The organism is Carnobacterium maltaromaticum DSM 20342 (genome assembly GCF_000744945.1).
Taxonomy (GTDB): Bacteria; Bacillota; Bacilli; order Lactobacillales; family Carnobacteriaceae; genus Carnobacterium; species Carnobacterium maltaromaticum.
Map to the genome: position 1 here is coordinate 2090305 of NZ_JQMX01000001.1, position 12787 is coordinate 2103091.

The 12787-nt window shown below is 36.1% G+C and carries 8 protein-coding genes and 1 rRNA gene; 2 read left to right on the top strand and 7 right to left on the bottom strand.

Annotated features, from left to right (window positions below; genetic code table 11):
* Nucleotides 1-239: 239 nt before the first annotated feature.
* Genes BR77_RS09860 through BR77_RS09875 form a run of 4 tightly spaced genes read right to left on the bottom strand, consistent with a single transcriptional unit; the run spans nt 240 to nt 4726 of the window.
* Nucleotides 240-953 (bottom strand): transaldolase, encoded by a 714-nt coding sequence (locus tag BR77_RS09860; RefSeq protein WP_035064782.1) that lies wholly within the window; start codon nt 951-953, stop codon nt 240-242.
* Nucleotides 954-985: 32 nt separating this feature from the next.
* Nucleotides 986-2356: a PTS ascorbate transporter subunit IIC gene (locus BR77_RS09865; RefSeq protein ID WP_015075294.1), complete on the bottom strand. Its 1371-nt coding sequence runs from the start codon at nt 2354-2356 to the stop codon at nt 986-988.
* 12 nt (nt 2357-2368) lie between these two features.
* Nucleotides 2369-2656, bottom strand: a complete 288-nt coding sequence (locus BR77_RS09870; protein ID WP_010053631.1) for a PTS sugar transporter subunit IIB — start codon at nt 2654-2656, stop codon at nt 2369-2371.
* Nucleotides 2657-2671: 15 nt separating this feature from the next.
* Nucleotides 2672-4726: a BglG family transcription antiterminator gene (locus BR77_RS09875; protein WP_010053630.1), complete on the bottom strand. Its 2055-nt coding sequence runs from the start codon at nt 4724-4726 to the stop codon at nt 2672-2674.
* 417 nt (nt 4727-5143) lie between these two features.
* Here BR77_RS09875 and BR77_RS09880 point away from each other — a divergent pair, with 417 nt between their 5' ends.
* On the top strand, nt 5144-6613 hold the full coding sequence (locus BR77_RS09880) for a glycosyl hydrolase family 18 protein (RefSeq protein ID WP_015075292.1): 1470 nt from the start codon (nt 5144-5146) through the stop codon (nt 6611-6613).
* Nucleotides 6614-6656: 43 nt separating this feature from the next.
* On the top strand, nt 6657-8969 hold the full coding sequence (locus BR77_RS09885) for a glycosyl hydrolase family 18 protein (RefSeq protein WP_035064785.1): 2313 nt from the start codon (nt 6657-6659) through the stop codon (nt 8967-8969).
* A 207-nt stretch (nt 8970-9176) separates the two neighbouring features.
* Here BR77_RS09885 and BR77_RS09890 read toward each other — a convergent pair whose 3' ends face one another.
* The 3 genes from BR77_RS09890 to rrf form a co-directional block, all read right to left on the bottom strand.
* The gene (locus BR77_RS09890) at nt 9177-10613 is read right to left on the bottom strand and encodes a 6-phospho-beta-glucosidase (protein WP_015075290.1); all 1437 of its coding nucleotides are present in this window, start codon (nt 10611-10613) and stop codon (nt 9177-9179) included.
* Nucleotides 10614-10757: 144 nt separating this feature from the next.
* Complete coding sequence (locus BR77_RS09895) at nt 10758-12113, bottom strand: L,D-transpeptidase family protein (RefSeq protein WP_035064788.1); 1356 nt, start codon at nt 12111-12113, stop codon at nt 10758-10760.
* 304 nt (nt 12114-12417) lie between these two features.
* Nucleotides 12418-12533, bottom strand: a 5S ribosomal RNA gene (gene rrf, locus BR77_RS09900).
* Nucleotides 12534-12787 lie beyond the last annotated feature (254 nt).

Sequence of the window (12787 nt, forward strand, 5' to 3'; positions counted from 1 at the left end):
TTGGTTACAAACAAGTGTCAAATCATTACTAGCTAGTCAAGGTGTTGTACCTATCATCTTTCGAGCTTCATTTATGAATTATTAAGATTTCATTTTCAACTTAATTTAGTTTTAATTCCTAACTAAACACAAAAACTCTCTTTATCTAACTTTTTAAATCCTTTAAGTTTCACTATGTAAAAACTCCACCTAAACGATTTTTTCATCTCGTTTAAGTAGAGTTTTTAGCTAACTATCTATTAAAGCATAGAATATCCTAGAGCACGTATATCCCGATTAAATAGTTTAACTGTATCTAAGGACAATTCTTTTAAATCCATCCCAATCATCGGTAGTTTTGCCAAAATTTCGGGTGTACATGTGATAATATCCGCTTTTGCTTCTTGCGCCTGAAAAATATTTAAGACTTCACGAGAACTGGCCCATAAAAGTTCTGTACCTTGCTTACTATGACATATCTCAGCAGCTTTCCGCATTAACGGCATCGGATCAACGCCCGTATCCGCAGCACGTCCAGCAAAAACTGAGACAATATTCTCTGTTCCTTCTTTAAAGGCTGCAACTGTTTCTGTCACTTGTTCAATTGTTAAGATAGCTGTCACATTTAATGAGAGACCTTTTTCAGAAAGTTTTTTAATTAATGGAATTGAAGATTCACCGTTAGTTGTTGAAATAGGAATTTTCACATATACATTTTTCCCAAAGCTAGCTATTTTTTCAGCTTCTTGCTCCATCGTCACAAAATCATCGGCAAACACTTCAAAGGAAATAGGTAAATCAGGAATTGCTGCGACTGCTTTTTCCGCGAATTCCGTATAACTAGTAATCCCAGCTTTTTTCATCAGGGAAGGATTCGTTGTAAAACCAGTTATTTTCCCAGATTGATAGGCTTCCACCATTTTATCAATTTCGGCTCCATCCGCATAAATCTTAATCGTTAATTCTTGTGTCATTTTAATTCCTCCATTTCATTTCATAAAACTAATTAATCAACATCCATTTCGCCATTGTTAATCGCTATTTTAGATGGACGTATAATTGTTGGTAAGATTAGTACAATCAGTAGGATTGCTACCAATCCATAGATACCAACAGCACCCATCCATTCACCCACTTTACCTAATACAATCCCAATAACACCAAAATCAATATCGCCAAACGTCGTATTACTAAATCCTAAACTTCCTAGCACTGGTAAAAGTAATGCCGGTAAGAACGCTAAACCAAGGCCATTCACAAACGCGCCAATAATTGCACCTCGTCTACCACCCATTGCATTTCCATAAACACCTGCAGTTGCGCCACAGAAGAAATGCGGAACTAAACCTGGAATAATGAGTACACTTCCTGCATACCCTAAAATGAACATACCTAGCAAACCACCAATAAAGCTACTAACAAAACCTAGGATTACAGCAGTTGGTGCATAAGGGAAGAAAACAGCACAGTCAACAGCAGGAACAGCATTCGGAATTACTTTTGTCGCAATCCCTTGGAAAGCTGGAATTAAATCGGCTAAAATCATGCGGACTCCTGCGTAAACAATCGCTACACCAACGGCAAACTGCAAGCCGCATAAAATAGCATAAAGAAAAGGCGATTTTCCGTTTGATAAAGTCGCAACAAATTCAGGTCCTGCTGCAATTGCAGCTACTAAATAGAAAACGACCATTGTTAAAGCTGTTGAAATGGTTGTATTTCTTAAAAAACTCCATTTTTCTGGAACTTTGATATCTTCGGTACTAGCACTCCCTTTTCCAACAGCTTGACCAATTGCCCCAGCAACAAAATAGCCTAAACTACCAAAATGTCCCATCGCTACTTCATCGCCATCCGTCACCTTCAAAGTAAACTTCTGTGTAATTGCTGGTGAAATTGAGCTCCATGCACCTAGGAAGAAACCTCCCACTAAAATCATTTGCCAACCGCTAAATCCTACAGCTCCTAAAACTGCTGATAATAAACACGCCATGAAAAAGCTATGATGACCAGTTAAAAAAACATATTTATAGCGTGTAAAGCGAGCAATGAGTAGATTGAAAATTAAGCCAAAGATCAAGATTGTCATTGTCTCGACACCTAATAAATCTTGCGCTACTGAAGTAATTGCCTCATTATTTGGCACTACTCCCTTGATTTTAAACCCAACTTCAATCATTTTAGACAACGGCTCTAAATTAGATGAAATAACTCCAGCACCAGCCGCCAACATTAAATACCCTAGAATTGGACCTAATGTCCCTGTCAACACTTTATGAAGTGGTGATTTTAATGCAATTAATCCAACCATGGCCATCAATCCCATTAAAATCGCCGGTTCACTGAGTACGTCTTTTAAAAATTCTAATATCCCCATTTACTTAGCCCCCTATTTTTTTGTTTCCGTTAACTCTAACAATGTTGGTAATACATCTTCTTTAATTTTTTTCTTATTCATATAACTTCTTGTAAATACAACTTTTTGATTGTCTTTAAAAACATCGGCAAACTCTTTGACTGTTACAAATAAATCCGCGACTTTCCCTGCTGCTGCATTGGAGTCAATCGATTCTGCATCAATTTCAATTTGATTTTCTTTAGCAATTTCTTCTAATTTTAATTTCAGCATCAAGCTACTCCCAATCCCATTCCCACATACCGTTACAACTTTAATCATTATAAATCTCCCCTTTCAATTGGCTGTTCCCTCATCTTTTAACTTTTGATACAGCTGATCTTGATCTTTTGTGGCGATTAAAGCAGCAATCTTTTCATCATCCTCTAAAATCTGAGAAAGTTGCTTCAGAGCAGTAAGATGACCGACATTGTCAATGGCTGCCAACACAAATATCAACTGTACCTCTCGCTCTTCATCATATTCCTGAGTCAAATTAAAATTCACAGGCTGGCTTAAATGTAATAAACTAATGCCTAATTGTTGAACTCCATCCTCAGGCCTCGCATGCGGCACGGCTACTTTAGGAGCCAACACAATATAAGCTCCCATTTCTTTCACATTTTCAATCATTGCAGCAACATACGCTTCAGTTACAAAATTTGCTTTTAATAAAGGTTCCGTTGCAAGAGCAATAGCTGATTGCCAATCTAAACTTGCATCACTAAATTGAATAAAACGTTTCTCTAATAACTCGGTCAATGTTCTTCCTCCTTGGGGTTGCTCTGAATCGATACCATAAAGCGCGCTAGATAATGATTCATATAAGGCTTTTTCATTTTTTATTTCTGTGTGTTTCTTTACAATTTTCATTAATGCCGCAACATCCACAGCTTGAGAACCAGTTTGGTTTTCAAAATCATCTAAAACCGTACGTTTTAACATCTCTTTTTCAACAGGATTTAGCATTGGTTTAGCCAAATACACTTTTTTTGTCGTTGGAAAATACGTTGTCGCAAATACTAAATCATACTCTATTTCTGGAATTAACTTAGCTTGATCAAGACTATGAACTGGATGGAATTTAATCTGAGGAAACAATTCTTTCAACTGCGCATTCATCATTAAAGAGGAACTGATTCCATTTGGACAAATTGTTAATGCTCTTAAACTTGGTACTAGGCGTTTTATAACCGGTAACTGTCCACCAAAATGAATTGTAAAATACGCAATTTCATGACTAGGAATAGCTTTACCCAAGCTTTCAGCCAATGGTTTCAGCCCTTTCTCTACCAAATAATACAGTTCACTATAATCTCTTTTAATCTGACTACCGTATGGATTTTCTAAAGGTATCTCAAAAAAAATTCTGAAGTAAGCAGGCACTAAATGTTCAAATAAACTGCGACTCAAACTATTTTTATCAGGGTAAATAGTGCCTGTTAGTACTTGAACACGTTCAATAATCGCTGTAGTTAACTCTTTAAATTTTTTGTCTTGGTGAAATTGTTTCGTCCCCTGTAAGGCGCTTAATAGTCGCGTTGTTACAAAAGCTCCTTCCATTTCTGAATCGGAATCTAATAATTGTTTTGCTACTTCTTGACCCAAATTATGCAAAGGCTGCTTTTTGATAAATACTAATTCTTTTGCATTAAATAAAATGACTTTCCTTTGTTTTCTAACTTTTAATAAACAGAGTAACCAAATAAATTCTGTTAAACGTTCTTGCACAAAAGTGACTTGATATTTTTTTGACAAGGCTAATAGTTCTTGACTAATTTCATGTTGACTAGGAATAATCTGCCAAAGTTGAAAAATTAGCGTCAATGTCCATTCACCAATTGAAAGAGCGAGTAGTTTACTAATTGCATATTCCGCTAACTTACGAATATTCTGTTCTGAACCGATAAAATGATACCCCATTTTTCGACTATAACTAAACTCTAAATGATAGCTACTACATAACCTCTTAACCTTTTTCAAATCCAATAAGACTGAATTTTTGCTAACCTGCAACAAGTCTTGATAATGACTATTTGAAATAGCTTCTTGAGCGATAAAAGTATATAAAATAATTAAATAAATCCGTTCCTCTTGAAACTGAATATCACGACGCTTCAAACGTTCTCTTTCTGCCTTCCACCCTTCTTTCAGTTGATTTGAAATAGCTAACCTACCAGTTTCCAATTGGATTTTTGGCAACTGCAGAAAAGCCAATTCAATATTAATCTGGTCAATTTCATACCAGAGCTTTTTTTGTGAAATTTGATAGCGCCTAGCAAGTTCTTTTACCGATTTACCATTTTGTTCTGTCAAAGAATTAATTAAAAAAATAGATTCATTTGTTAGCATTTTTTTACTCCTTCTTTATAGCTTTAACCTTACGATAAAACGCTTACTTTTAACATCTTTATTTAGCCCTAATTGTTAGACTCTATTTACTTTAGCTTTGTGCTCTTCTTAAAATGAATTTTACCAGTTTAACAGGGTAAAATTCCATAAATCTACCATTGACTAAAAAGCAATATTATCCGATTTCTATTATTAAAATGGAAATAAAAAAGAAATCTTCATTTTCATATTTGTGTAATGATTGTAATTGTTTTTTTAGTGTGTAAAAAAGAGTGTGTTACCCGCAAAGCTTTAAGAAAGCGTTTTACATAACTACAAAACTTGGCATGCTATTTGCAATTAACACTTATGCAAGCCTTTAAAATAAGTTTTAAAAAGCTTGTTCATATTTAAATATAACGTAGGAGGAATTTCAAGATGGAGAAAAGAATTTATTTAAAAGGTTTTTTAGCTGGTGCAGTAATATTAGCAGGTTTATCTTTCAATGGAATTAAGAGCCATGCTGCAACAGATGACGCTTCCGTAATGCCCGATATTTCTAATAAACAAATCTTAATGGGCTTCTATCACAGTTGGCAATCTAAAGGCAATGATGGCTATCAACGTGGCACATCTAAAGATCTTGATTTAAGAGAAGTACCCGAAGCTTACAACGTAGTAGCAGTCGCATTTATGAAAGGTACTGGCATCCCAACTTTTAAACCTGATGGTCCAACTGATGCAGAGTTTAGAGCTCAAGTTGGTGAATTAAATAAACAAGGTCGTCCCGTCTTAATTTCCCTTGGTGGAGCTGACGCTCACATTGAATTGCGTTCTGGTATGGAACAAGCATTTGCCAATGAAATCATTCGATTAGTTGAAGTTTATGGATTTGATGGATTAGACATCGACTTAGAACAACTAGCAATCACTGCCGGAGATAATCAAACTGTGATTCCAGCAGCACTAAAATTAGTTAAAGATCATTATCGTGCTGAAGGTAAAAATTTTATCGTCTCAATGGCACCAGAATTCCCATATCTAAAACCTAATGCTCCTTATGCAAAATATATTTCTTCATTAGAAGGCTATTACGATTTCATTGCGCCTCAACTATACAATCAAGGTGGCGATGGCGTTTCTGTTGGTAGTGATTGGATTGCACAAAATAATGATAGCAAAAAATTTGAATTCCTTTATTATATGGCAGACTCACTAATTCATGGTACTCGTGGTTATATCCAAATTCCTGCTAATAAATTAGTTTTAGGTATTCCAGCCAACAACGATGCCGCAGCTACTGGTTTTGTTAAAGATCCACAAGCAGTTTACCAAGCCTTTGATAAACTGAAAACAGATGGAAACCCTGTTAAAGGATTAATGACTTGGTCTGTTAACTGGGATCAAGGTAAAAATAGTGCTGGTGTTGGCTATAATGGTGGGTTTGCTAACTCATATGCAGACTTAATTGGAACTGGATCAACTACTCCAATTCCTGATACAACACCACCTACGCAACCGACTGCATTAAAAGCAGATAAAGTTGAATTCAATCAAGTGTCACTGAGTTGGACAGCTTCAACCGATAATGTTCGCGTTGCCAAATATTTAGTTTTTGCAAATGGACAATTAGTAGGAGATACTCGTAGCGCAAATTATCTAGCAACTAGCTTAAAAGCGAACACTGCCTATGATTTCACTGTTCAAGCTGTAGATGCTGCTGGTAATAAATCAACTATCAGTGCTCCACTTAAAGTAACAACAGCCGCAGAACCACAAACAACTTGGAGTGCTACAGCCATTTATGTTGGTGGCGATAAAGTAATCTATCAAGGTAAAACGTATCAAGCACAGTGGTGGACTCAAGGAGAAACTCCAGGGACTGCACAAGTATGGAAACTAATCTAGTAATCAATCATAGTCTTTCTAAAAAAATAGATGAGGTGGAAAAATGAAAAAGAATACCCGTAAATTATTTGGAACTGTCTCCGCTTTAGCACTTACTTTAACATTAGCAACAACTACAATTGGTAGTTTAGCCGCACCATTACCAGCAAAAGCTGCGGAAGCTACTGCCACAACTGCCCCTTATCGTAATGTGATGTATTACGGTGATTGGTCGATTTGGGGTGGCGAAGGTAACTTTTATCCAAAAGATATTCCTGCTAGCCAATTAACTCATTTAAATTTTGCTTTTCTGGACTTTGATAGTAGTGGCAATTTAAAATTCACTGATAAAGATGCTGCAGTTGGAGCACCTGTTGGTCAAGAAGGGGTTCAATGGGGCGGAGCTAATGCTGGTGTTATCAATGCACTGCAAGATTTAAGAGTCGCAAATCCTAACTTAAAACTAGGAGTTTCTATTGGTGGCTGGTCAAAATCAGCTAATTTTGCTCCTGTTGCTGCCAATCCTACTGCCAGAGCTAACTTTGTGGCAAACGTCATGAAATTTATTAAATATACTAATATGGATTTTGTTGATTTAGATTGGGAATATCCAGCTTCTGTTAGAGAGCCTGATAAAGTCGACAATAAAAACGACGAAGGAACACCTAATGCGACACCTGCTGACAAAGCAAACTATATCACTCTGCTACAAGATTTAAGAACAGCCTTAGATAAGCAAGGAACAGACATTGGAAAACGCTATGAATTAACCGTAGCTCTTCCCGCTTCACAAAATACGTTAGCTAATGGGGTCGATATTCCAGCATTATTTAAAATTGTTGATTTTGCTAATATGATGACTTATGACATGCGTGGTGCTTGGAGTCCAACAAGTGGACATCATACTTCATTATACGGCAATCCTGCAGATCCGGATTATGCACAAGGCTTATCGGTTGATCAAACCGTTAACTATTTAACAAAACAAGGTGTTGATTCAAGCAAAATCGTTATTGGTTCAGCCTTCTATACTCGTGGGTGGAACAAAGTTGCTCCGGGAACAAATACAGCACAACCAGGTTTATTCCAAGCAGCTGAAAAAAATAATAAAGATGCTGATTTGAGCCCAACATATGGCGCTCCAAATGAAAAAGCCTTAGCAACTGGTGATGGCGGCCGTGCTGGTGGAGTTTGGGCTTACCGCAGTATTTCAACTTTATTGACTAAATCTGATGGCTTAACTGAATATTGGGATGATGTTGCAAAAGCGCCTTATCTTTATAGCAAAAAAACAGGTGAATTTTACAGCTATGACAATCTACGCTCAATTGATTTTAAAACAAAATATGTAAAAGACCAAAAACTAGGTGGGGTCATCTCTTGGATGCAATCACAAGATAAAGCAACTACTTCAACAAAACGTGATGAACTAACTACCGGTATTAAAAAAGGCTTATTCGGAGATGCAACATTGCCAACTTCTACAACAATTTATGCACCTTTAGATATCGCTGTAACCGTAACACCTTATAGCGAAAACGGTGTTGGATATGAAATCACAGTAAAAAATAACGAAAAAGCAAATGAAAGCAATGAAGTCTTAAAAGCAACTGAGCTTTCCTTTGAAACAATTAAATTGCCTAAATTTACTATTCCAACAAACAGCAATGAAGTGTTATCTGCTGGAGACTACAAAGCTGGCCAAGTGAGTGTTGCAAATGGCAACACTGTGGTTGATTTAAGTGGCGTTTACGATGCTCAACAAATTCCACAAGGTTCTAGCTATACCTTCCGTTTGAAATCTAGTGCAGCAACAGCCGATGTTTCACGCATTAGCGAAATTAATTTAGCACAAAGAATGGCAAAAAATAGTGGTGAGTTAGGCAAACAACTTATTTTTAAGAATGACCAAACAACGCCTCAACCAGATCCTAGTGATAAAGAAGCACCGAGCATTCCGACTGGTTTAAAAACAGGTACTATTACAGGAAATCAAATCGATTTAACTTGGACTGCCTCTACAGATAATGTTAAAGTAGCCGGTTATAAAATTTATCGTGATGGTGTTGAAGTAGGTACAACGGTTGAAACTAAATTTAGCGATACAAAACTAACAGCTTCAACTAAATACAGTTATCAAGTAACTGCCTTTGATGCTAGTGGCAATAGTTCAGCTAAAAGTGACGCTCTAGCTGCAACTACTACAGCTGACACAACTGTCCCAGATCCAGGTACTGCACCTGCTTGGGATGCAGCAAAAGCCTATAATGCTGGCGATTCAGTCACTTATGGCGGTAAAACGTATAAAGCTAAATGGTGGACTCAAAATAATATCCCTGGTACAGAGCAATGGGGACCATGGGAATTAGTAAATTAACAATTATTGAATAGTTCCCCCTATATCAATAATTATGAGCGTTTTAATTGAACACTTCACCTAAATTAAGCTCATTAATTTTTCTAATTCCTATCCCTTATAATGCTATATAGAAAAACCGAACTGAGAAATTAGTTCGGTTTTTTCGTGAGTTTATTTTTAATTTCCCATTAAAAAAGAGTGCTGAATTTCAGCACTCTAAGAGGATTAATCTAATGTAACACCATTGCTGGCAATAACTTGTTTATACCAGTCAAATGATTTTTTCTTCTTACGATCAAGCGTTCCATTTCCATCATTATCTTTATCAACATAGATGAAACCATAACGTTTTTTCATTTCACCAGTTCCCGCACTCACTAAATCAATACAGCCCCATGGTGTATACCCCCAACATTCTACTCCGTCAGCAATGGCTTCACCCATTTCTCTAACATGTTCGCGCAAATAATCAATACGATAATCATCATTGATTGATCCATCTGCTTCAACAGTATCAACTGCACCTAAGCCATTTTCAACAACAAATAATGGTTTTTGATAACGATCATAGATTTGGTTCATTGTTACGCGTAAACCAAGTGGATCAATCTGCCAACCCCACTCACTAGCTTTCAAGTAAGGATTTTTAAGAGTGGCAAAAACATTGCCTTCTGTTTCAGCATTTACTTCTGGATCCGCACTTGTTAGGCGTGAAGAATAGTAGCTAAATGAAACATAATCAACTGTATTTTCTTTCAATACCTCTAAATCGCCATCAGCAATTTCAAGTTTAATATTGTTTTCTTTAAAGAAACGTTTGCTGTAGCTTGGATAATACCCGCGTGCTTGGACGTCAATAAAGAAGTACCCTTCACGATCTGCTTCTAAAGCAGCCCAAACATCATTTGGATTACACGTATTTGGATACGTTGCACCTGCTGCTAACATACATCCAATTTGATTATCAGGATCAATTTCATGCCCTAATTTAGTTGCCATTGCAGAAGCTACTAATTGGTGATGCGCTGCTTGGTATTTCACTTGTGCTGGATTTTCTTCTTCACTAACATCCATGCCACCACCAAAGAATGGGATATGCAAAATCATATTAATTTCATTAAAAGTCATCCAATATTTAACTTTCCCTTTATAACGTTTGAAAATCACATCGCAGTAATTCAAATAAAAATCAACTAGTTGACGATTTTTCCATCCACCATAATTTTCAAATAAAGCTACCGGCGTGTCAAAATGATTAATTGTTACTAATGGTTCAATCCCATATTTATGACATTCATCAAATAAATCATCATAAAATTTTAGTCCTGCTTCATTCGGTTCTTTTTCATCACCTTTTGGAAAAATACGTGCCCAACAAATAGACGTTCTAAATGTTTTAAAGCCCATTTCATGTAGCATTTTCAAATCTTCTTTGTAGCGATTATAAAAATCAATTGATTCATGACTTGGATAGAAGTCGTATTTTGTTTCGATTGCTTTTTTAGGATTAGATAACGCTTCCCAACGTCCATGAGCCGCATCAGGTAAAATATCTACTGGTGATAAGCCCTTTCCATCGGTTAAATAAGCTCCTTCAGCTTGGTTAGCAGCAATTGCGCCACCCCATAAAAAGTTTTTTGGAAAATTTGATTCGTTTGTCATAAGTTCAATTCCCCCTGGATTCATTTTCTGATAACGCTTTACTTTTGTATCATACCATATGTAATGCATTACAGGTCAAGAAAAAAAACAATGTTTGCTTAGGTTAAATTTCACCATAGCAAACATTGTTTATATAATTATTGATTAAAAGACTAACACGGGTGTTCCTAAATCAGCTTTTTCATACAATTGCACCATTACAGCTGGTGGAGTGTTAATACATCCATGAGAACCAACTGTTTGATACAGTGTTCCACCGTACGCAGGTTGCCATGGTGAATCATGAATACCGACACCATTCCAATCAATTGGCATCCAATGATCAACTGGTGTTGCATAATCTTCTCCTTTTAAGGTTGCATTTCGTTCCTTATTCCAAACTGAGAATACACCAGCAGGAGTTGGAGTGGCAGGTTTTCCGGTTACAACATCTGTTTCTAAAACAAGTGCACCTTCACGATAATACCACATATGCTGATTCACTAAATCAACTTCAATATAGGTATTTCCCACATCTACGCCATATCCAGAACCGGCAACAATTGGTTTACGATCTTGTAAATCTGTTTTAGTTAAGATATCAGCAGCAAGAGCAGGTGCTTCTTTATCAACTTGTAGTGTCCAACCATAGGTCCCAGCTGGCACTTGAACTTCACCACGTCTAGAACTTTTAAAAGTTCTTGTTTTTTCATAGGTGCTATGTTTATCACTTAAGCCTTGTAAATAAACTTTCACACCTGCTTGATCAACAGTTACTTCACCTTCAGGACTTTCACTTAACCAGCTTAGTAATGTTGCTGGAGGTACGGTCTCTTTTTGACCACTAATATTATACGTGATAGTCAACTTACTTAAAGACTCTAGTTTTGCCAAACGTTCCTTCAAACCAGCATCATCCGACATAACTGTTGGTTTTTGGTAACTAGTTTCTAGTTTTATTTTCGTATTCCCAGAATTAATACTTTCTGCTAATACTTTTTTTACTTTGTCTAAATCAAAGGTATCTCCCATTACTTCTTTTTCAATAGTAAAACCAGCTGCAGTCTTTTCAACTTTTGCATTTTCAGGTTTGACGCGAGACTCATTCGTCAATGGTAAATTTTCAACAAATTGATCAAACGTAGCTTGATCATAAGTTACATCTTTCAATTCACTCTTTGTACTTGTTTTTTTAAGCATACGTACTGGCCAGCTCCAGCCATTTTGGTCATTTTTCAACTTAGTTAAATCTTTTGTAAAATCATCTGTAATCCCAATATCTACGCCTTTAAAAGTAAAAAGTTCTTTACCATTTTCTGTTGCACTAAATTCTTTATTTTGGTAGTGGTTTTTCAATTCATTATTGGCTTCAGAAACAGTTTTATTTTCAATGGCAAGGCCATCTACTACTGTATTTGGTAAAAATTTATTTTGGTATCCGATACTTTTAAAAATATAAATACCAGCTATCACCACAACAATTGCTGCAATTAGCCCAATAATTGTTTTCTTTTGGCTCATAAATCTCAGTCCTTTTTAGCAATCTTATTGCTTTATTTTAGCTTTCACTAATTTTTAGTTAGCCTTCTTATAGTGTATCATTTTCATGACAAATAATAAACAAATATATTACATTACCCATCTTATTTTAACTTATTTAAGAATTTCTTCATAATTCTTATCGTAGCTTACTTATTACTTAACTCGACAATATATATTCCTTCATTTATTTTACTAAATAATGAAGATTCTATCTAATTATTTGCCTTGAATAAACAAAAAAAGAACTATTTTTCAATAGTCCTTTTTTTCGATTGAATCTTTTGCGTGGCAACGTCCTACCCTCACAGGGGGAAACCCCCAACTACTCTCGGCGCTGAAAAGCTTAACTGCTGTGTTCGGCATGGGAACAGGTGTATCCTTTTCGCTATCGCCACCACACAATTTTTTTACAACTTGCGGCGCTACTCTGCGTCTGTTTCCTTTACTCCACTCCTCATGCACACTAGTGCATTCCGGGGTTCGCTCAGTTACATCCTTGATTAACTTGCAATTTGTTAAAAAATGCTTGTTTAGGTTGATGGTTACATCGACACTAAACTGCGATTCAATTATTTAGTTGTAGAGAGTTTGATCTCTCAAAACTGGAACTGTTTAAAAAGTAATTGTTTTGGAAACGTTCTTCACCGTTTATT

Coding starts and splice junctions, on each gene's coding strand:
- BR77_RS09875 (WP_010053630.1), bottom strand. CDS start 4,726: ATGCTAACAAATGAATCTATTTTTTTAATTAATTCTTTGACAGAACAA.
- BR77_RS09870 (WP_010053631.1), bottom strand. CDS start 2,656: ATGATTAAAGTTGTAACGGTATGTGGGAATGGGATTGGGAGTAGCTTG.
- BR77_RS09890 (WP_015075290.1), bottom strand. CDS start 10,613: ATGACAAACGAATCAAATTTTCCAAAAAACTTTTTATGGGGTGGCGCA.
- BR77_RS09885 (WP_035064785.1), top strand. CDS start 6,657: ATGAAAAAGAATACCCGTAAATTATTTGGAACTGTCTCCGCTTTAGCA.
- BR77_RS09860 (WP_035064782.1), bottom strand. CDS start 953: ATGACACAAGAATTAACGATTAAGATTTATGCGGATGGAGCCGAAATT.
- BR77_RS09880 (WP_015075292.1), top strand. CDS start 5,144: ATGGAGAAAAGAATTTATTTAAAAGGTTTTTTAGCTGGTGCAGTAATA.
- BR77_RS09865 (WP_015075294.1), bottom strand. CDS start 2,356: ATGGGGATATTAGAATTTTTAAAAGACGTACTCAGTGAACCGGCGATT.
- BR77_RS09895 (WP_035064788.1), bottom strand. CDS start 12,113: ATGAGCCAAAAGAAAACAATTATTGGGCTAATTGCAGCAATTGTTGTG.